Raw genomic sequence first — 20,399 nt, 5'->3', positions numbered from 1 at the left:
TTTTAAATCTTATATTTCCGTTTAAGCGAAATGAGACTCGGAGGGGCCATTCTCATCACCCAATCTTTAAAAACAGCCAAGAGTTGCCTTCTCCATGCCTTGTATTTACCAATAGCATTTATACGCAACAACATTCTATTCTCTTCCGATTGATATCTCCCACGGCTCAGATTGCTAAAACCTATGCCTTCAATTACTGACCACGGAGTACTATGATAGGCAAAGGTATATCTATCCAAATACATTCGAGTAATCATCTCTCTATCAGCAATAACTCTATAACTGATGTCAAATTGATATTTTTTTAGCAACGCCGTTTTTACAAAAACGGACTGGTGACAGAAAGGCATCGCATTCTTTATGGATGGGCTTGAGGTGACCTTCTTTAATGTGGCATAACTACCGTTTCTCACAGATGTATCACCATATACTACATCAGGCAGGTCTTGCTTCAAGGTAAGGAATTGAGCAATTTCCTGCAGCACGTTTTCATTATAAAACTCATCTCCTGAATTCATGAATAGCACGTAGTATCCACTTGCTATTTGGCTGCCTTTATTCATTGCGTCATATATCCCTTTATCCGGTTCAGAAATCCAAGATGTAATTCGATCCTCATACCTTTTTATTATATCCAAGGTACCATCACTAGAACCTCCATCCATTACTATGTATTCCAAGTTCCTATACGTCTGCCCCAAAACCGAAAGGAGTGTTCTTTCAATACCTGATGCGTTATTATAAACTACTGTAATTACGGTCAATTTCAACTCCATTTTCCGCGTGCCTCCTATTTATTTGCTTTCAAATATGAATCAATCAAAGTATTATTTTCATCCACCGGCACATTCTTAAACATATCATATCGATTAAAATCTATTGCTGGTTTATTTGTTGCAGCTCTCATTAATCCATTTGACTTTCCATTCATCCTGCGCTGCATATCGTAAGAGGTAAAATCTAATGAATATCGTATCGCCATAAGGTTGTTGTAATAAAGGGTCCCTTTGGAAACTTTGGACAATCCCTTATCTATAATAGCATAATAGGCCGACATTTGATCTGTAGAGAACAGACTTTTGCTGAGATCCGCTGAGCTTGCTGAAACTATCAGATATGTCTTCGCACTATTTGCCAACATTGCAGAAATGAGTTGGCTAACATCTCCTGATGCCGGGCCATAAGCGTAATTACAATACTCCTGCATCAGCTTATTTAGGTTCTGAGATGGATCCCATAATAGCTGGGAACTTATATATGCTCTCAAACCGCTAAACTCTGCCCCTGGCTTGTTATTCCCTTGAAGAAAAACTGCCTTTACCCCCAGTTTTTGATAATATTGTAATGCACTTTGGATACCAGAAAAATTTGGAAATGGCATCAACAACGCCTGGAAATTCACTATGTAATCCCAGATATAAATATTATTAGTTTGTGCAAACCATCCATCCAGCATTGTTCTCATATCTTTAAAACTGATGTCAGTAGCAAAATTTGCCGCCTTATTGCCCTGGGTTACACAATACACAATGAGTATATTCGATCTTAACTTTAACTGTTTTGGATCAGGCGCTTTCATAGTGAAACCATAAGCCAAGGTAGATATTGTTTTATTGGGAATATCAGTTGCAAGCTGGTTCACAAATAGCATTAATGGCCCACCATGTGTTCCCAGACGCCGGTCGGCAGAGGTACATAAATCACATTGACAATAGTTGTTGTTATCGTTCTGGCTGAAACTCCATATTTCCCTTTCCGGGTGTTGTTGAATTTTTGCCTTTAGATTACGCAATACGATGGCATATACATCTTTGTTAGAATAACAGAGTTGTGTAGTAACTCTTTTACCATTAACCAGCGCAAAATATTCGGGATTAGACTTATAATAATGGGGTACGTCAATAAACTCATAGGCGGTATGTACCCAGTTTCCCCATTTACTATCTTTTGAAGACCAAATATGATTGATTTGATTCCACTGCATAAATGTGGAATCAAAAGCAACTTTATAGTAAAGGTCTCGATATTCGAACGGAGCGACGTATGTTACTTTTTCAACAGGAATATTAATTGTGGAAATATTCTGAGTTATTACTCCTCCCCCATCATATACCCTCGCATTAAAATACTTCTTGAGAAATTCAATCACCGGTATAACAACATTGCCTCCATTACCGCTAATTAGTAATATACTATTACGCGTGGTAACAATGCTGTAGCTGTTAGTTGGATTTGAATTCAGTGTCGAAGAATTTTCGGATGGCAAGTCTTGCGCTGTTCCAATTACAATACAATTTGAACACTTAGGATTTTCCACAGACATTGGTAATTTCACATTTGTGCTGCGGTTGATAATGTCCCGCAACACAGTACCAGCTTCAATATATTTCTTATCTGCTAAAACAATCCGAAAGGTGCTTCGCCCATTCTTGACCAATACGCATTGACTTTTTGCCTCAATGGCAGTAGTCATTATAAAAAACAGAAGAGTGAAATACTTCATCATTTTGTATACGATTGACTGTGTACTGATTGTCTCATAGGCTGGGAAAGACATATTTCAAAGTTAAGCCAATTTTTACAAGCGGTCTATGAATTCTTTAAAGGTTAAAGCACTGGCGTCCGTTAGAATAGAGCAACGATATCCGGGTTTAATATCATCATATTTTTTAATAAATAAATAATTGATATACTGCAGATACTTATTCAAAGTATCTACTATCGACCGATCACGAAATACCTGCAAAAGATGATATAGAAAAAAAGGTTGCACCCCTCTCAGAAATAAACTTTTTAATGCGGATGAGTAAAAAGAGGCTACGTATTGCGGTCTTATCTCATCAATTACTAACTCTATTGGCTGTTTGGTAGCCAATAGAGTTACCTGATACTTGCTCATTACATCTTCAATACGTTTGATGTCTGCTGGTTTTTCACGTGGATGGAACTTAAAATAAACCTCTCGAAAATTTCTTGTTGCCGCCTCAAATATGCGGTCTAATTCGGCGATGTATTCATCCATCGTAACTATTCCAAAGTTGTAAATATCTTGGTTTATAAAGAGGAGTACATCGTCCTTGAGATTGTTGACAACACTGGCTGAGGTGGACAATTGAAATGCTGGAATGTTCCTGTTGACCGGTGCTTTTATACTTAGTCCGATTCCATCAATGAAAGTATCTTTGATGATCGGGAAAATATTATGCCCCTTTCCAAACATGTCTAAATAAGAGAAACCATAGATTCTTCGAAAAATAAACTTCACGAGCCTGTTTGATAAAGTTAACCGCTGTTTCTCCATATTTCCAACGCAAACGGTAGCCATCCCATCCTCAAGCATAGCAATACGGCAGCGATATTTTCGGAAATGCGCAATTATATATTGATTAAGTACCTCGAAATCCGTAAATACCACCAAAACATCGTCAGGGCGCGGGGTCAAACTTTCTCGTACAGACCGCAGTTGTCTTCTAACTCCGGGAACATTCAACAAACTTTTAATTCCTGTATAAAAATATGGAAAGGTATAAATTTTCTTAAATGTCAACCCCAATAGATCATCTGATAGGGTGTGAGGTATTCTGATCAGGCACAAGTCGTCTATATCTACATCTTGCAAATATGATTTCAAATCGATTAAGTGATAGTTATTATTTACCAGGATATATATCATCTTTTACATATAGTATTTTTAGAAAAATTCAGTCTTCTAATAAAAACGTCCTTCCTCCTTCAATTTCATAAACCTCTCCTTATCTCTGTATTTGAGTATAACCGCAGGATTTCCTCCAACTACAGCATAGTCTGGAACATCTTTAGTTATAACCGCATTTGTTGCCAATACAGCCCCCTCCCCTATTGTTATCCCTGGAATTATTGTAACATTTGCACCAGACCAAACGAAATCCTTAATAACTACCGGCCGCTCAATGGTAACGTTATCATACGGAATGAAATCACCACACTCGTAGTTATGCGATGACGAAAAAATGGTAAGACCTTTACCACAATGGAAATAACGCCCGATTGTAACCCCACCACTACAATCGATATAACTGTCAGATTTGAGATGACTGGTCTTATCAATTTTGAATTTTGTAAGATCTCCATCATAACTACCAATACTTATACCATTAAACCCCTGTCTTACAAATTTAATCCTATTCCCTGATTTCTGCTCAAGCCTGGCAATTTCAGCGTCTTGTAACAAGCCCTTTAACTTGTTACATATTTTGTCGAATTTCGTAATAAGAATAAGCTTTAGAATTAGGTTTCGCATTAGGTTACATTATATTTTTTCAATAGTTGATACGAATATATATATGTGATAATAGCAAGTATGAGAAATGAAAAGAAAGACCCCACAGCTGGCGCATATGCTCCTAATACCGGAATAAGAAGGATGGAAGTACAAATAGATATGATTGCACTAACCCAGACGATCATTGTCTTAAGCTTGTTCTGCTTAAAATAATCAATAACAATGCCTAGGGTCATATATATGCCAAAAAATGCCTGGGCAAAACATAGAACATAGATCACTGGCAGGGAAGCTCCATACTTAGCTCCAAGGAATAAATGCCAGAATAAATGAAGACAAAGGCAACCGGCAGCCGCTATTCCCAGAATAACTATAGAATACAAAACATTTAGCTTGGTTATAAACGATCGTCCAACTCGTTTGGCCAGATTTTGGTAAATGGGCGGCGCAACTACTCTAATCATTGTTTGATTAAACGTTGTAATAATAGACGCAATACCGTATGCAGCAGCATAAATGCCAACCTCTTTCAAAGAGTAATAATGTAGTAAAATAAAACGGTCAGACTGATTGATAATCCATCCGGCGGCAACAGAAAACATTAGTGGCCATCCATAACGCAACAATAACTTAATTACTTTCTTGTCAATTGTAAACTTAAAACTGCGAGCTATATCACTAAATAAAAAAAATCTTAGAATTACCATTATAGCCTCTGTAATGATAATGGAATAGATTCTATATTTCCAGTCCAAATGAAATCCGCTAATGCTTACGACAGTAAGCAAGAACGTCAGGGCGATGGTTGAAAAATTAAAAAGCCCGAATTGAGTAGGCTTTCCGTGTTGAATTAATTCTGTGGAATGAATTGAAGAACAGAGTTGCAAACATCCGTAAATTACAGCTGTCACAATCACAAAGCCAAAGTCCGACCAGAAATAACTAAGTGCAACAGCAATTGCCAGACAACAGATCGATAATATTATCACAAAGCTGATATATGCGTTCCGAAATCTTTTATATTCAGATTCGGCTTGATCAACTATATTGATTGCCTGTAAGCCGTTAGACGAAAAGGACAGCAACGATGGCATAAAAAAGACTATTCCCAAAAAAATGCCTATCATTCCATAATTTTCTGGGGGAATATGCCGAGTTAAATAGGGAATGGAATAGAAGCCAACTAAAGCTCCCATAATCGTAAATATATAATAATTTACGAAATGCTGAGCTTCTTTACGTTGAAGAATACGTTTGACAATGTTCAAATTCATGATTTTATTACTCCCCATTCACATTTTGGTGAAATCATCCCTCACAGTATCCCATTCGGCTATTGCAATTTAATAAGTTTAGTGTTGATCTTCATTTCAGCGCCATGTGGTCTGACGTTGTAGGCAAGATAGACACCAGAACTATTCTGAATGCATTCTACATAGCTGTAATCAGCATCTTTAAGCCATTCAACATTATATGCATTAGACCAGGTTTTACCATTATTTGAACTGAAAGAGATCGTTAGGGGCTGGCGATTAGAATATTTCATATCCGGATTTGGGCTCACTCCGTTATTATTCCATATCAGCATCAATTGATTTGTTCTACTTATTTTATAGATTGAGCTTGGCGACTCTGGACTGTTGATGGCTGACAACACCGGATTTGACCAGGTTATGCCCTTATCCATACTGCGTGAGAATAATATTTTTCCATTATTCGAACGCAATGTCATAATTAATTCAGTCGCTGAAATAGCCACAATACCCGGTTCCATGAGAGGAACGGTACTAGCCAATGTTTTTGACATTTGCCAGGTACTACCGTAGTCATCAGTATAATAACAAAACACTCCCTGCTTGTCATAATACTTATTGATATCAACGGTATAAGCCACTGGCAAAATTAGCCGGTCCCCTAATTTTACAACTCTTGAATTGTTAATGACATGGTATCCTTGAAGGGTGTTTATTTTTTTGGGCTCCCCCCAGGTTTGTGCATTGTCTTTAGAGACCTTATAATATACATCACAGTTCTTTGTATCATGCTTTACCAAAAAGATAAGCCATACTTCTGTTGCATTGATCCTAACAAAGCTCGGCGAGGCGGTTTGCACTGCCCCGATATTTTGCTGCAAAACATATTCGTCGCCCCATGTTTTTCCACCATCGTTTGAAAGCTTTGCGACAATGTTGGCAGATTTGAAATCACTTACTGTACTATATCTGTTTACTGCCATTAACCATTTATTTTGCCCCAGGCTTATGCTAGACGGGAATCCGTATCCCATAAACTCAGGCGTGCTGATAAAAGGTTTGCTGCCAATAATGAGCGAGTCCTTTGCATTTCCTATGACCTTGATAGATGTATCTACATCATAAGGAACATAATCAAATAATACATCGAGCTTTTTAAATCCGGAATCTTTGCGGCAAGACACCCCAAATTGGATGATCCCAAAAAGAAGCGTCAAAGTGACTAGTCTATAAACGAGACTGAATTTCATAAGGTATTACTTAAAAATATTGAGATATATGTTAATTGAGTCACTAATTCTTTACAAATCCTTTTTCAATTAAATATTCAGCAAACATCCAATCCAGTGGAGAATCGATATCGACTAGTGACAATTCGTCCATTATAAATTTCTTCTTCATTAGAAGCCCCATAGCACCTTCCTGTTTCAGTTTCTGTACATCAATCAGATAGAGTGAACCATTTATTTGCCAAACGACAGGGCAATCCTGGCGGCGGACAAAGTTGGCTTGTTTTGATTTCTGTAAAAAGCCAGCCTTATCTTCTTCAAATAAAACATAGTATGGATTTGCATTGGTTTCTGTTACCCCTACTATCATCCCCGGATTACTCTCCCTACATGAGAGTATATCCTGCAATTGCGTTAGCGTACGAAACGGAGATGTTGGCTGTAGCAGAAGAACGTGCTTATAATACCGGCCAAGATTTTCAAAATGCCGAATTGCATGGGTCACGACTTCACTCATTCCTGACGTATCTGCGGCGAGTGAGTTTGGGCGCATAAACGGAACCTTCAAACCATTTGATTCCACAACATCCTTGATTTCCTCTGAATCAGTAGAAACACAAATATCATCATCACTAAACAACATTTTCGCAATATCAATAGAATATTGAATCAACGGCTTCCCACCCAACATTTTTACATTTTTCCTGGGAATACCTTTAGATCCTCCTCTTGCTGGAATTAATACTAGTGTATCCATTTCTAATACTACATTTGGAGATGAAGAATATCTAGCTGTGCTCGTTCAAAATCCTGCGGGTTGCCAATATCCAGCCAATATCCTACAATAGGATAATGTGACACTTTTTTCTTTTCCTTTATAAGTAAATCCATAAAATCAGTAGCGTCAAAATATTCTCCCTTCTTCAAATAGGATAACAGTGATCTTTTAAAAATATAAATCCCTCCATTAGAATAAAAGTCGTACGTTGGTTTTTCATCAAATGATATTACTTCACCATTGTTGATCTGTAACACTGCATACGGTACTTTCACCTGATAGGGAATACTGGCAATCATGAGGTCGGCCTCGGACCTTAGGAATGATTTATAAAAGTCAGCGAAATCAATATTAGTTAGTAGATCAGAATTCATAAGGAGAATATGGTCTTTTTCAATTGAATCTATCAGACTCATTGCGCCGAAAGTTCCCAACGGTTGATCCTCTTCAATGTATTTGATATCAACATTTTTATTCTCTCCCGATCCAAAATACTCCTTTATCTGGTTTCCCAGATACCTAATTGAAATAAACATTTTATTGATCCCGTATGTTGTAAGTCGATCTATATTATGCTCAATGATAGGCTTAGCACCGACTTTTAGCATAGGCTTGGGGCAGTTACTAGTAAGCGGCATTAGACGCTCTCCTTTTCCACCGGCCATTAGTACTGTATCTAGCGGTAATAGGGCTTTCTTTAGACGAAAGTTAAAAATATCGACAACCCTGTGCTCATCATCCAGAATGGGAATTATTTTCAAATTCCTTTTACCGAAAGACTCTAATTCCTCCAGAGCAGTTTTATTCCGGTAAATATATGCTGGGTTAGGTTGAATGTATTCCAGGATCGATGTCTCAAATGAATACCCTTTGATTAACCCTCTTCGTATATCTCCATCGGTTAGCGAACCAATTAATTTATCGTTTTTATCCACAACGAAAAGTATGGCATCTATTGCAAGTTGATTTAACCTTTGCAATGCCTCCTTAATGTTCTCATTTTCGGGAATAAGATGTTTGCGAAAATCCATTAGTCTTTATCAGTTAGTTTCAGTTCTACTTTAACGGTAGTAACAATTAGCCAATATACTTCATTGCCTGCAGCAACATGTTTGAACATGTTACCACCAACTCCCAGTACTTCATCATCAGGGATGCGCTGCTATAACTATTACCTTACTCATAAATATTCACCTTTAATTGGTAATTTATCAAATTCATGTGATGTAAGCCATATAACTCCATGTCCTGTTTTAGTTTTTGTAGCACTTCCATCAGTTTCTAAAACTCTCCCCGGCTCTAAATTTTCGTCTTCTCCGTCGGCTTCAAGTCTTGATTCCCAGGTCTTTACAAAACTTCCGTTATATTCCAGATGTGCACCAACATATGGTTTGCTAAGCGCCCTGAAGGTTATGAATTGATTTCGAACTCATTCTAAAGTCAATACTACCGTCTTTCATCCCTCTTTGTCTCCATACATTCTCTTCTTTTTATTCTGGGGAATTCTATTTCACGTACCAGATGCAAGCTGTTCAGTAAACTCTGCAATTTTTTTCAGTGCGATATCTGTTATCTTCCCATATAAAGACGCAGCATTATCAGAACCCTCTATTTCAATAAACTCCTGAGACAAAATATCTCAAGTGTCCGCGCCTTCCATAAAAGAAGGGGCTGCCCGTTCTTTTTAAGCCCCAACGCGAGCCCAAATAATCGGATGTCGGCCTCTGTAATTCTGCATCAAAGCCTGAATCAACTTTGGTTGCCACGCCAACAATCTCAGCGGCCAGGAGCGTTTGCAACAATCGTAAACGCCTGTGATGAGAACTCCACTGTACTTATAAAGGAAATTCTCATATATTATAAGTCATAGAATTGTTTCTTCAATATACCATCTAAATGCGCATTTTTTAACGATGCGACAATTTCGACAGATGAGTTGCCTTTACCATAAGGATTCTCAACTGTTTTAAGTTTATTCTGAAATTCCTCTGAAATAGCTAGGGTAATAGCGGCTTTAATTGCGCTAATAGACGAATCGCAAGCGATTACACTTTCAGCCATGATTCGCCCTTTCTGGCGGTCCCCAATATTGATGGTTGCTTTTTTAAACGACGGAGCTTCGACCAATCCGCTGGATGAATTGCCTATGACTAGGTCGACATGCTGTAACGCAGACAAATATCGCAACTGCCCAAGTGAGGTGAAAGCAACCGCTTTATCCGAATTTTTTGCGGCATATGCGTCAATCATCTGGTTGATAATGCGTCCTTCTGTATCCGCGTTGGCCTTTGTAAAAATCAACGCCGTATCTTCTTGCTGATCAAGTACTTCCAATAAGTTCTGGAATTGCTGCTGTGCAGTGGAAAATTCAAGAGTAACTGGATGGAAAGTGATCAGGATGTTTCTTCTCTTTAATTTAAAATTAATACTTTGCTCAAATTCGGGCCTGGATAACAAATGTAGCTTGTTAATATTTTCAATGCCCAATCCGCCAACATTAAGTACACGGTCAGGTTGCTCTCCCAACTGAATAACTCGTTTCCGGAAAGACTCTGTTGCAGTAAAATGCAAATGTGACATCTTCGTTATCGAATGTCGAATCGGTTCATCGATCACCCCTTCGGTTGCTTCCCCCCCATGACAATGCGCCACAGGAATACGCGAGACCATTGCGGCTGTCACGGCAGCAAATATTTCAAATCTATCACCAAGAACCAGAATAATATCTGGTTTAAGCTCACTAAATGCCTCACCGAATCCAATCACCCCCAAGCCTATGCTCTTATTAATACCAACTGAAGTATCGGAGGACAAAAGCATTTCAACTTTCTTGTTAATCAGAAAGCCATCTAACTCAATTTGTTTATATGTTAAGCCAAATTCCGGGGACAAATGCATCCCTGTCACAATCAGCTGTAATTCTAAGTCCTTGTCCGCTAAGATTCCTTTCATAGTCCAGTACAACAACCCGTATTCTGCCCTTGTACCAGTTACTACACATATTTTCCTCTTTTCGCTCATAATTCAATAATTTCGTCCGCCGAAAAATCCCTAATAGCTGCTTTACCCACTACACTATCCCATTCGAGAGGGCTAATACCGATACCAGGACGTTTTATCTCCAGATTATCGGGCGAAAATATCTCCCCTTTTTTTATATCCCTCCCGGCTACAATACTCTTACGGACAATTTCGATATTTTTCATCTCGGATGGGGAGGGTTTCTTTATACCATCCCCCATAGCTTTCTCAATATTTCTTATAGCATCTACCATTGCTTTCAATTCTACCGGATCCAGTGAAGCTCTATGGTCGGGTCCCTTCATATTTTTGTCCAGTGTAAAATGCTTTTCGATTACTTCGGCACCAAGTGCAACAGCTGCTATAGGTACCTCAATTCCTAGAGTATGATCAGAATAGCCAACCTTAACACCAAACTCGTTCTTTATAGAAATCATTGCACTAAGATTAACATCCTGCATTGGAGTCGGATACTCTGTATTACAATGCAATACAGTAATACTTTTTTTATCCGTACCGCTTTGAAGCAGTATCCCAAGCGCTTGCTCAATTTCCTTCATAGATGCCATCCCTGTAGAAAAAATGATTTCGGGGAATGCCGCAGACATAGCTCTCAGGTAAGGAAGATTCACTATCTCACCAGAAGGTATTTTACCGACTGTTATGCCCATCTCTTTAATTAACCGAATACTATTAAAATCAAATGGTGTTGAGAGAAATCCTATGTTCTTTGTTTTGCAATATGCCAGAAGTTCCCAATGATCCTTCTCTGAGAGTTCCAGTTTTTTTATCATTTCGAGCTGACTCTCCGCTGATCTTGTATTTTCCTGTTGATATGCAGCCTTCGGAGCATATCTGGAAATATTCTTTTCAGCAATAAAAGTCTGAAATTTTACATAGTCAGCTCCCGCATTAGCAGCTTCGTCAATTAATTTCTTTGCGAGAGTAAGCTCTCCATTATGGTTAACACCCGCTTCGGCTATAATTAAAATACGATTGCTCATAATTATCACTTCTTTACTTTTTACTTTGTAATTTTTATTGCAGGCACCCCAACTACTGTAACATCATTATCAACGTTCTTAGTAACAAGGCTTGCAGCGCCGACTATGGAATTATTACCCACATTTTTGTATTGCAGAATTGTTGCATTCACACCTATCAGATTCGAATTTCCAATCTTAACACCTCCCGATATATTAACCATTGGATTAAGCACGTTACAGTCTCCTATAATAGCATCGTGCCCCACGGTTACTCCGAGATTAAATACATTGAAGGAACCAATTGTAATACTTGTTGTAAAAATACAGCTAGCAGTAATAATATTTCCCTCCCCGAGTATTATATCTTTGAAGTTACCTATAACTGAAGGATGCACTAAATTAGGAAACGTGAAATCTCCCTTAAATTTATCTGCCAACTTTCTTATCAGCTTGGGATCTCCGATCCCAATTGTCAGGTTTACCTGATTCCCAAGTTCTGATAATTGCTTTTCCGAAATTACCTGATAGGATTTACCAGCAATGACTAGGCTTTCCTTCTCCTCGACGTCTACAAAAGCGACTATATCATAACCACCAATTTCCTCAATTAAAAAAAGTACTTCTTTTGCAAATCCTCCAGATCCCAAAATGGCAATCTTCTTCATATCGGTATTAATTAATAATGAATAATAGAAGCACCCCAAGAGTAGCCTACACCGAAGCCGGTTAACATTACAGTCATTCCAGGTTTCAAGTACCCTTCCTGTTCAGCAGCTTTTAGAGCAATTGGAATTGTTGAAGATACTGTATTACCACAATGTGATATATGGACATAAAATTTATCTTCTGGTATATTCATCTTCATCCTCAAATGCTCAAGCATATACTTGTTTGCCTGGTGAAAAATGAACAGATCAATATTATCAAGTTTTAATTCATTCTTTTTTAGTGTATCTTCAACTATTGCAGGAACCACTTTCAAAGTAAAAGTAAATATCTCTGCGCCGTTCATAAATAGTTTTCCTTCATTGCTACCTGTCAGGTCACAATTGATGTTCCGTGCTCCCCCTCTTTTAAGAATCAGATTAGCAGCACCCTTCCCATCAGTGCCAAAGGATGTTTTACCTATTGAAGCTCCTTTTCGTTTTCTTGAAATCAAGGTTGCACTGGCTGCATCGCCAAAAATAGTTCTGACGCTTTTATCATTTTCAGCAAGATGCTTAGAATATGTCTCAGAGGTCAACAGCAACACATTGCTTACATCGCCTGATTGAATCAGTCCTTTTGCAGTACTTAATCCATAAATATAGCCTGAACATCCAAGGTTATAATCCATTGCTCCCACAGTGGTTGGTATTCCCAGTAAGTCCTGAACTATGCAAGCAGTGGTTGGCAATAAATAATCTGGGCTTTGGGTGCATAACAAAACGAATTCTATTTCATCAGGAGAAATCTGATATTCTTTAAACAACTTTTGGGCAGCTTTAACCGCCATGCCAGAGCTAAACTCATCTTCTGCCGCAATATGTCTTTCCACTATCCCAGTTTTAGCGGCAATTTTTTCAACTGACCAATCGGGGAACAACTCATTCAATTCTCTATTTGAAAGTTTTTTCTCCGGTAAGTAATAAGATATTCCATTAATAAAGATCATAGCTTACAGTTTATGTAATGGTCAATCCTCCGTCAACGACTAAAGAAGTACCAGTTACCCATTTACTTGCGTCGGCCAGAAGATAGACAGTAGCATTAGCAACATCCTCGGGATTTCCGTAGTCACCTAGCGGATACTTCAGTTTGTCTTGTTTTACACTTTCCTCGCCCACTTTTTTTACCATCTCTTCATACATCTCTGTTTTAATCATTCCTGGGGCAACAGTATTAAATCTAATCTGGCGAGATGCATATTCTAAAGCAAACACTTTACTTATACTATTCAATGCCGCCTTTGTTCCACTATAAGCGGCAAAACCTTTTACCGTTGTAAAAACACCATTTACAGATGTGATAAAAACCACCGACGTATTAGCACCTAATTTTTTGTTGTTAATTAGTATTCTGGTCAACTGTACCGGAGCAATGTAATTGATCTTACTAATTAACTCCATGTTTGTTGCATCTAATATTTTTATAGGTAGAAGAGAAAGTAAACCAGCAGAATGAACGACTCCATTTAACCGGCCGACATTATCTACAAATGTATTCATCTCTTCTTCTCTTGTTAAATCGACTGCATAAAAGTTATGGCCTTTACCTGGCAACTTGTCAACTACTTCTTGCAAACGCTCTTTATTTCTTCCTAGAAGTATCACAGTAGCCCCCTGAGTAGCCACAGTTTGGGCAATACATTTTCCTATTCCGGAAGATCCCCCAGTAACTAAAATGTTTTTGCCAGAAAGACTAAATGGAGAGGACATAATACTCTTTTATTAACTAACTATTAATCAGATTATACAAGTCTTGTATTGTTGTCGCAGTACTTAAATCATTACCTGTTATCTGTTTATTGTATTCTCTGTCTACCATCGCAATAATTACCAGGTTAGTCATAGAATCCCACTCTTCCAACTCTTTGAATGCTGTTGATGGAGTAATGGTCCCTGGGGTAATATCTTCCAACTGTTCTTCAAATTTTTTTACAAAGTTCTCAATAGTCATAGCTAAATATTAAAATTAATTATTTACTCTTTGGTCTAACACTGCTTGGAATATTAACCACTCTCTCTTCTAACCATTTCGAGTTGGTAAGACTGTCTTTCTCACAATACTGATACATTGGTAAACTGCTCATCAGTTTCCAGATGGGTCTCGTCATAACCTGATGACCATTAGATTCCCTTAAGAAATCCTGTTGGGATTCGTGGTCAGGGAAGACGATCGTATTTAACCAAAAATTTGCAGATGTTGCCTGTGGCTCGTCGACAAATTTAATAGCTGAATCTCGAAAAAAGCCTTTATATAACGCCGCCAATTCCTTTTTATTCGTCAGAATGTGATTTAGTTCCTCTAATTGGGCACATGCCAACGCAGCATTAAGATTCGGTAATCGGTAATTATAGCCTATATCATCATGATAAAATTCCCAGCTATGTTGTACCTTAGCAGTTGTAGAAATATGCTTTGCTTTGTGTCCGATACTATCATCATTTGTAACAATTACTCCTCCTCCTCCACAGGTAACAGTTTTGTTACCGTTGAAACTAAACGTTCCAAGTAGTCCAAATGTTCCGGTATGTCTGCCATTGGTATAACTTCCCAATGATTCGGCCGCATCTTCTACAAGAGGAATACCATATTCGTTACATATTTCTGCTATTTCGGCAATCTTAGCTGGAAATCCGAATGTATGCATAGGTACACATGCGGCAATGCGACGTTTACTGGTCTTGTTAATACATTTACCATTTTCATCCCTTTCGGTATGTTCTAGAAGGAATTGTCTCAAGGCAGTTGGCGACAACCCTAATGTATCAATATCAACGTCTACAAAAACAGGCATCCCCCCAGCATGTACAATAGCATTTGCTGTTGCCACAAAAGTCAATGGCTGGGTAATTACCTCGGTTCCGTTTTTAACTCCCGCTAATATCAATGCAAGATGTAATGCAGTTGTTCCGTTAACTGTCGCAATAGCATATTTGGCTCCAGTAATATTTTTCATCATCTCTTCAAAACGTGTAACATATGCTCCTACAGATGATACAAAAGTTGAGTCAATGGTATCTAAGACATATTTCTTTTCATTCCCTCTAAAATAAGGGACATGCAAAGGAATAAATCCTTCTTTTTGTTTAAACGTTTCCCTTATAAATGAAATAATTTTCTGCGATTCCATTAAATATTATATATATTAGCCTTATAGCTATTAAGATTTTGTGGCTGTTTAAACCAATTTACTGTTTCTATCAGGCCTTGCTCAAGTGTAAATTTCTGCTTCCAATTGGTTTCTACTGATATTTTCTCTTTGGATCCAAATAGTCTGAAAACCTCACTTTTCGCCGGTCGTAGTCTATCCTGATCTTCAATTATCTTAGCGGAAGGATTTAAAAGCTTAATGAGAGTATTTGCCAAATCACGGATGCTGATTTCTGACTGTGTGGCAATATTACAATCCTGTCCAATTAATGAATCTGATTTTGCAATCTCTATAAAGCCATTAGCCGTATCTTTTACATAGAGCAAGTCTCTGGTAGGTGTCAAATCACCAAGTTTAATTTCCTCTATTCCATTCAGCAATTGGGTAATTATAGTAGGAATAACAGCTCTCGCCGACTGACGAGGGCCATAAGTGTTGAATGGTCGTACAATCGTCACTGGCAGATTAAAGCTTCGATAAAACGATTCCGCAATACAATCGGCACCAATTTTTGAAGCAGAGTATGGAGACTGTGGCTGACGTGGATGAAGCTCCGTGATAGGAACAAACTGAGCTGTACCATAAACTTCAGAAGTGGAAGTAACTAACACTTTTTGTGTTCCTAAATCCTTTGCAGCCTGGACTATATTTAGTGTCCCTTTCACATTGGTATCGATATAAGAATCAGGAGAATGATAGCTGAACGGGATTGCGATTAATGCTGCCAGATGAAAAACGACATCAATTCCCGCCATAGCTGTTCTTACACCATTAGGGTCACGAATATCTCCGGCAAAAATCTCGATATTAGATAATTGGCTTGCCTGCAAGGTATCCAGCCATCCCCAACTATTAAAAGAGTTATAGTAAACGAAAGCCTTTACCTTGCAGCCTTCGTTGAGAAGCTGTTCAACAAGATGACTACCTATAAAACCGTCAGCACCTGTAACCAAAACCTTTTTGCCTTTCAAATCCATATGTTTCGTTAATTGCGATTTCTCAATTCATTTGCAAATTGACATATTCCTATGCCATTAGCTTTTTCAGTTCAAATTTTAATACAAGGAATACGCTGGATAATACTCCTGCCAGTACTCCTCCAATAACTATACAAATAGCTTTGGAGAATCTCTGCCGGTTTAATGGATAAATTGGCTTGTCAACAATTTGAATCATTGGAGTTTCCTGAGCCATTGCCAGCTTGCCAAGTTCCAAATTTTTTATTACCTCTGCATACATCGTTTGAAGCACTAATTTATCCCTCATTGCAACCTCCCCGGTGACCATTGCAATTTGTTTAGCCGGATTAGTATTCAAGTCCTGCGTCTGTGCCGCAGCATATGTTTTCCTGTTCAATTGCCGCTCTAGCGAATCTGCCTGGTCCTGTAACCGATTTACATTACCCTTATTTCTTGCCGTTTTTGTATCGATATAAAGCGATATTGCTTCGCTTACAAGGTTTTCTACAAATACTTTAGAGAAAGTTTCATCACTGCTAAGACAGGTAACCGATACGAACGACATTTTCTTATCTGGCTTTTCAACCTTAAGCATTTTAGTATTAACCGTATTCTGTATAATGTTGAGTACGCTATCTTGTAATAAAGTAAATTTGGATCGGTCGCTGTTAATTGGAAAAGTCAGGTTTATTAATGCTGTTGAATTTGCCTTTGCCCATTTTTTTTTCATCCCTGAAAACCGGAGAAACAAGTCCGCTAGTGAAATCTTTTTCCCGTTTTCTTCTACACTACCAACTAACAGTGCTTTTTCGATTAGCATTCGGGATTGAAGTAACCCTATAATATTGTCACCACTGAATGCACCATTTCCTCCACCCATTCCGCCAAGATCAATCCCAAACTGACTGGCCAATCCAGCATATGCTCCCATTGCACCTCCACCGTTTTCTTCAACGACAAATGTCAATTCTCCTTTATATTTGACAGGCGATAAATACGCAAAAAGCAGCCCTGCCCCCCCACCTAATAGGCTAAACACCATTATGATAAACTTCTTTTTCCAAAGAAATCCAATCAGCTCATTTAGCCTCAATACGAGTTGTTTTAATGACAATTCATCTACCGTACTATTTTCACTGGCCTTTTTAACAATTTGTGTCATTTAGATAGATTCTTTGGGTGGTTGAAACTTTAAGTGGTAAAACATTATTTAATTTTATCCATCAATGTCACAAAAATCAGCACAACAGTAGCTAAACCACTAATTAAACCAATAGACTCTTGAACTGATAGTCCCTTCTTCTCCTTTTTACTTGGAATAAATACTTCTGAGCCAGGTTTGACTTTAGGGTATTTATTAAAGAAAAATATTTTTCTTGTACTCTTTACTTCTCCATTTGGATATACCACATAACTACGTCTTTTCAACGCCGCAGAAGTAAAACCACCCGCGCCACGGATATAATCTTTAAATGAAGACCCATTGTCAACCCGGATTTTCTTCGGAAAATATACTTCTCCAAATAGCTGCACGGTCTGCAACTTTTTTGGAATCTTTAATACATCTCCCTCTTCCAATAAAATATCATATTTTGATCCTGGCCGCTTAAGTACATCTTCCAGATTGATCCCTAATAGTTGATATTTCCGGTTCATCATTTTTGCAACGCTGCTGATAGAAGAACTATCTTCTAGTTTACTATAAAAAAGCGCCAATTTATAGTTTAATAAAGTACTGTCTGCATCATTAATATAAGTCTTCCGAAGCAATACAGCACCTTCAGCAAAAGCTTCCGGTTTCAGACCACCTGAACGTCTAATAACATCGGAAATATGTTCTCTTTTACTTATAATAGCGTATTGCCCCGGATAAAGAACTTCCCCATCAACAGATACATTAGCCTGTGCTGAATACGCAGGCTCTTTCCTTATAACGATCTCATCAAATGGCTCTAAAATCAATGATTTACCATCAATTGTATTAAGATCTTTTGTAAGATCAATTTTCATTACAATCGCTCTAACAGTATCGGCACTGTTATCCAATCCATCTGTTCTAACCCTTCTGGAAATCTCCACATTTTTCAAAGAAGCTGCATCAGAAAGCCCCCCAGCCAACAACACTAAATCCTCTAACCGCATACTATCTGCGTATGGAAATACTCCCGGGCGGTTTACTTGTCCTTTAATAGTCACATCATATGACTGCCGCAGGTCAAACTTCGAAAATATAACGACACTATCCTCTTTTTTTAACAGGATAGTCGACTTACCACTTAAAACATCTGATAAGTTAAAACTTATAATTGCAGGTGAAAAATCTTCATTTAACCGACGGATAATTCCTCTGTTAAGGCTCGCCTCTTCTCTGATTCCGTCTGCTTTATCAATCAAATTTTTAATTGTCATTCCGGGTTCTAAACCGTAATTACCAGGGTGGAAAACAGCACCGGAAATAGTAACCCTATTGGTAAATCGATTCAAAATTGAGTCGACAAAAAACTGATCTCCTGATTTTAATTTAAATTGAGCAATCTCACTTTTCTTAATGTTAATTACTTCTCGTTCTTTGTTATTAATTCTGTAGGCAGTTATGTTATCTTTGAAAGATCCATCTGTATAGCCTCCTGCATAGTCGATTATGTTGCCAAGTGTCTCGCTTTCCTTAGCTTCAAAGATTGCGGGACGCTTAACTTCTCCTATCAGCTCAACCCTTGTCTGATAAGGATTCACTTTTACAATATCCTGATCCTGCAAGACGATGTTATTAGTAAGATCTCCTTTTGTTAAAAAATCATACAAGTCAAATGTTACTATAACTCTTCCGTTTCGAATTACATCAATAGCTCTAAATGATCCGTTATCATTGGGGCCGCCTGATACGTATAATGCATTTGCAATTGTTGTTAAAGAAGGTAATGTATATGTTCCCGGCTTTTCGATTTCACCAATCAACAAAACTCTGATGCTTCTTATATTACCCAAAGACACCTGAACAAAAGTTTTCCTTGAATTAATTGCCGAGTAAATAGCTGATAGTTGCTTTGTTATGCGGGTTTTGGCTTCTTCAATAGTGAGACCGTTCACGTATACTGGACCTAGGTTAGGAATACGTATATAACCTTCTGACGTTACTGTCAAATTATACTGCATTTCATTATATCCGTATACATCAATGGCCAATTGATCATCAGCAGCTAATTTATAGTTTTGAGGAGTAGGAATACGTAAATTGGGCTCAAACGTAAGGTTCTTGTTTGAAAATAAATCAGCGCCAAATATCCTTTTCTTTCTTATAATCTCGACGTTACCATTCTGCCTAAAAAGGTCTACCTGTGAAGTGTCGGAATCATTAAAGCTTCGACCTTTATATTGGGCATCTGGTTGGAAGAGAGCAGTATTACTTCTCTTATCTAACGTTTTGTCCAATCCCATCATCTGAATCCTTGTCTTTAGCTTCTCCGCCTCCGCAGGTGGTACACCCTTTCGTTCCGCATACGAGTTAATATCATCCATCGACAAATTGTTCTGTTTCATTTCAGCAACAATTCTGCGTATCTGGTCATCAGGCAGATTGTCTACGTTTACTTGTTTTACCTGTGCTACCAAAGTGACCGCCACACACAAAAACAAAAACAGTTGGACCGACAAAAATTTTCTTAACATGTATTAATAGGATCTAAACTTCTCGAAACTTTTTGGAAACAAATCTTATTTGACAAAAATTGGCAAATATGGTGCAAATCTATTAAAAATAACATATAAATGTTAGCATGATTTAAATTCAAAGATTTTTGATTTTAATTAAAATTATCTTGATTAACTTCTCTATTAAATGGGGTTCAAATAATTATATATACACATGAATAAAAAAATCTAATTTTTATTATCAGCAAATTACGCAACACATATTAATGTATAAATAAATATATTAATATATTATGGATTTAAAAAAATGTACATTAGAAAAGTAAGAGATAATAATATTATATGAGAAATAAGCATTTTTGGGTCATTTGCGAGACTATTACAAAAAGTGTGTCAGTTAAAAGTTAA

Annotated in this window: 19 protein-coding genes; all 19 read right to left on the bottom strand. The window is 37.7% G+C overall.

From position 1 onward, the window contains the following. Nucleotides 1-2: 2 nt before the first annotated feature. The 19 genes from BLV62_RS02750 to BLV62_RS02660 all read right to left on the bottom strand — a co-directional run bounded on the left by BLV62_RS02750 (nt 3) and on the right by BLV62_RS02660 (nt 20,009). Nucleotides 3-776 carry a glycosyltransferase family 2 protein gene (locus tag BLV62_RS02750; protein ID WP_089758471.1) on the bottom strand — a complete coding sequence of 258 codons (774 nt, stop codon included), beginning with the start codon at nt 774-776 and terminating at the stop codon, nt 3-5. A 14-nt stretch (nt 777-790) separates the two neighbouring features. Next, nucleotides 791-2,506, bottom strand: a complete 1,716-nt coding sequence (locus BLV62_RS02745; RefSeq protein ID WP_168927784.1) for a DUF4838 domain-containing protein — start codon at nt 2,504-2,506, stop codon at nt 791-793. 72 nt (nt 2,507-2,578) lie between these two features. Then, entirely contained in the window at nt 2,579-3,673 is a 1,095-nt protein-coding gene (locus BLV62_RS02740; RefSeq protein ID WP_089758467.1) for a polysialyltransferase family glycosyltransferase, read from the bottom strand. A gap of 36 nt (nt 3,674-3,709) precedes the next feature. After that, complete coding sequence (locus BLV62_RS02735; protein WP_089758464.1) at nt 3,710-4,279, bottom strand: acyltransferase; 570 nt, start codon at nt 4,277-4,279, stop codon at nt 3,710-3,712. Then, on the bottom strand, nt 4,279-5,535 hold the full coding sequence (locus BLV62_RS02730; RefSeq protein WP_168927783.1) for a lipopolysaccharide biosynthesis protein: 1,257 nt from the start codon (nt 5,533-5,535) through the stop codon (nt 4,279-4,281). Before BLV62_RS02730 ends, BLV62_RS02735 begins: the two co-directional genes overlap by 1 nt. A gap of 59 nt (nt 5,536-5,594) precedes the next feature. Further along, entirely contained in the window at nt 5,595-6,764 is a 1,170-nt protein-coding gene (locus BLV62_RS02725; protein ID WP_089758461.1) for a sialidase family protein, read from the bottom strand. A gap of 43 nt (nt 6,765-6,807) precedes the next feature. Next, on the bottom strand, nt 6,808-7,500 hold the full coding sequence (locus BLV62_RS02720) for an acylneuraminate cytidylyltransferase family protein (RefSeq protein WP_089758459.1): 693 nt from the start codon (nt 7,498-7,500) through the stop codon (nt 6,808-6,810). Nucleotides 7,501-7,508: 8 nt separating this feature from the next. Then, complete coding sequence (locus tag BLV62_RS02715; RefSeq protein WP_089758457.1) at nt 7,509-8,552, bottom strand: nucleotidyltransferase family protein; 1,044 nt, start codon at nt 8,550-8,552, stop codon at nt 7,509-7,511. Nucleotides 8,553-8,701: 149 nt separating this feature from the next. After that, entirely contained in the window at nt 8,702-8,935 is a 234-nt protein-coding gene (locus BLV62_RS28925) for a DNA-3-methyladenine glycosylase (RefSeq protein WP_089758921.1), read from the bottom strand. Between the two features lie 443 nt (nt 8,936-9,378). After that, entirely contained in the window at nt 9,379-10,542 is a 1,164-nt protein-coding gene (gene neuC / locus BLV62_RS02705; protein WP_089758455.1) for a UDP-N-acetylglucosamine 2-epimerase, read from the bottom strand. Continuing rightward, nucleotides 10,539-11,546 (bottom strand): N-acetylneuraminate synthase, encoded by a 1,008-nt coding sequence (neuB, locus tag BLV62_RS02700; RefSeq protein ID WP_089758451.1) that lies wholly within the window; start codon nt 11,544-11,546, stop codon nt 10,539-10,541. The genes neuC and neuB overlap by 4 nt, the downstream gene beginning before the upstream one ends. 20 nt (nt 11,547-11,566) lie before the next feature. After that, on the bottom strand, nt 11,567-12,193 hold the full coding sequence (locus tag BLV62_RS02695) for an acetyltransferase (RefSeq protein ID WP_089758449.1): 627 nt from the start codon (nt 12,191-12,193) through the stop codon (nt 11,567-11,569). 11 nt (nt 12,194-12,204) lie between these two features. Continuing rightward, the gene (locus tag BLV62_RS02690; protein ID WP_089758448.1) at nt 12,205-13,182 is read right to left on the bottom strand and encodes a ketoacyl-ACP synthase III; all 978 of its coding nucleotides are present in this window, start codon (nt 13,180-13,182) and stop codon (nt 12,205-12,207) included. 10 nt (nt 13,183-13,192) lie between these two features. Next, nucleotides 13,193-13,945, bottom strand: a complete 753-nt coding sequence (locus BLV62_RS02685) for an SDR family NAD(P)-dependent oxidoreductase (protein WP_089758446.1) — start codon at nt 13,943-13,945, stop codon at nt 13,193-13,195. 16 nt (nt 13,946-13,961) lie between these two features. Beyond that, complete coding sequence (locus BLV62_RS02680; RefSeq protein ID WP_089758445.1) at nt 13,962-14,186, bottom strand: acyl carrier protein; 225 nt, start codon at nt 14,184-14,186, stop codon at nt 13,962-13,964. 19 nt (nt 14,187-14,205) lie between these two features. Next, on the bottom strand, nt 14,206-15,363 hold the full coding sequence (locus BLV62_RS02675) for a LegC family aminotransferase (protein ID WP_089758442.1): 1,158 nt from the start codon (nt 15,361-15,363) through the stop codon (nt 14,206-14,208). Continuing rightward, nucleotides 15,363-16,361: an NAD-dependent 4,6-dehydratase LegB gene (locus BLV62_RS02670; protein WP_089758440.1), complete on the bottom strand. Its 999-nt coding sequence runs from the start codon at nt 16,359-16,361 to the stop codon at nt 15,363-15,365. The genes BLV62_RS02675 and BLV62_RS02670 overlap by 1 nt, the downstream gene beginning before the upstream one ends. A gap of 49 nt (nt 16,362-16,410) precedes the next feature. After that, on the bottom strand, nt 16,411-17,505 hold the full coding sequence (locus BLV62_RS02665) for a Wzz/FepE/Etk N-terminal domain-containing protein (RefSeq protein WP_089758439.1): 1,095 nt from the start codon (nt 17,503-17,505) through the stop codon (nt 16,411-16,413). A 44-nt stretch (nt 17,506-17,549) separates the two neighbouring features. Then, nucleotides 17,550-20,009 carry an SLBB domain-containing protein gene (locus BLV62_RS02660; protein WP_089758437.1) on the bottom strand — a complete coding sequence of 820 codons (2,460 nt, stop codon included), beginning with the start codon at nt 20,007-20,009 and terminating at the stop codon, nt 17,550-17,552. Nucleotides 20,010-20,399: the final 390 nt, after the last annotated feature.

Source organism: Chitinophaga terrae (ex Kim and Jung 2007), assembly GCF_900107795.1.
Taxonomy (GTDB): domain Bacteria; phylum Bacteroidota; class Bacteroidia; order Chitinophagales; family Chitinophagaceae; genus Chitinophaga; species Chitinophaga terrae.
The sequence above is the reverse complement of the archived record's forward strand: the minus strand, read 5'-3'. Positions and strand labels throughout refer to the sequence as shown.

What these genes read in the sequence shown, in the direction of transcription:
- BLV62_RS02665 (WP_089758439.1), bottom strand. Translation starts at nt 17,505, where the DNA reads ATGACACAAATTGTTAAAAAGGCCAGTGAAAATAGTACGGTAGATGAA.
- BLV62_RS02735 (WP_089758464.1), bottom strand. Translation starts at nt 4,279, where the DNA reads ATGCGAAACCTAATTCTAAAGCTTATTCTTATTACGAAATTCGACAAA.
- BLV62_RS02725 (WP_089758461.1), bottom strand. Translation starts at nt 6,764, where the DNA reads ATGAAATTCAGTCTCGTTTATAGACTAGTCACTTTGACGCTTCTTTTT.
- BLV62_RS02690 (WP_089758448.1), bottom strand. Translation starts at nt 13,182, where the DNA reads ATGATCTTTATTAATGGAATATCTTATTACTTACCGGAGAAAAAACTT.
- BLV62_RS02720 (WP_089758459.1), bottom strand. Translation starts at nt 7,500, where the DNA reads ATGGATACACTAGTATTAATTCCAGCAAGAGGAGGATCTAAAGGTATT.
- BLV62_RS02715 (WP_089758457.1), bottom strand. Translation starts at nt 8,552, where the DNA reads ATGGATTTTCGCAAACATCTTATTCCCGAAAATGAGAACATTAAGGAG.
- BLV62_RS02660 (WP_089758437.1), bottom strand. Translation starts at nt 20,009, where the DNA reads ATGTTAAGAAAATTTTTGTCGGTCCAACTGTTTTTGTTTTTGTGTGTG.
- BLV62_RS02740 (WP_089758467.1), bottom strand. Translation starts at nt 3,673, where the DNA reads ATGATATATATCCTGGTAAATAATAACTATCACTTAATCGATTTGAAA.
- neuB (WP_089758451.1), bottom strand. Translation starts at nt 11,546, where the DNA reads ATGAGCAATCGTATTTTAATTATAGCCGAAGCGGGTGTTAACCATAAT.
- BLV62_RS02670 (WP_089758440.1), bottom strand. Translation starts at nt 16,361, where the DNA reads ATGGATTTGAAAGGCAAAAAGGTTTTGGTTACAGGTGCTGACGGTTTT.
- BLV62_RS02675 (WP_089758442.1), bottom strand. Translation starts at nt 15,363, where the DNA reads ATGGAATCGCAGAAAATTATTTCATTTATAAGGGAAACGTTTAAACAA.
- BLV62_RS02695 (WP_089758449.1), bottom strand. Translation starts at nt 12,193, where the DNA reads ATGAAGAAGATTGCCATTTTGGGATCTGGAGGATTTGCAAAAGAAGTA.
- neuC (WP_089758455.1), bottom strand. Translation starts at nt 10,542, where the DNA reads ATGAGCGAAAAGAGGAAAATATGTGTAGTAACTGGTACAAGGGCAGAA.
- BLV62_RS02745 (WP_168927784.1), bottom strand. Translation starts at nt 2,506, where the DNA reads ATGATGAAGTATTTCACTCTTCTGTTTTTTATAATGACTACTGCCATT.
- BLV62_RS02750 (WP_089758471.1), bottom strand. Translation starts at nt 776, where the DNA reads ATGGAGTTGAAATTGACCGTAATTACAGTAGTTTATAATAACGCATCA.
- BLV62_RS02730 (WP_168927783.1), bottom strand. Translation starts at nt 5,535, where the DNA reads ATGAATTTGAACATTGTCAAACGTATTCTTCAACGTAAAGAAGCTCAG.
- BLV62_RS02680 (WP_089758445.1), bottom strand. Translation starts at nt 14,186, where the DNA reads ATGACTATTGAGAACTTTGTAAAAAAATTTGAAGAACAGTTGGAAGAT.
- BLV62_RS02685 (WP_089758446.1), bottom strand. Translation starts at nt 13,945, where the DNA reads ATGTCCTCTCCATTTAGTCTTTCTGGCAAAAACATTTTAGTTACTGGG.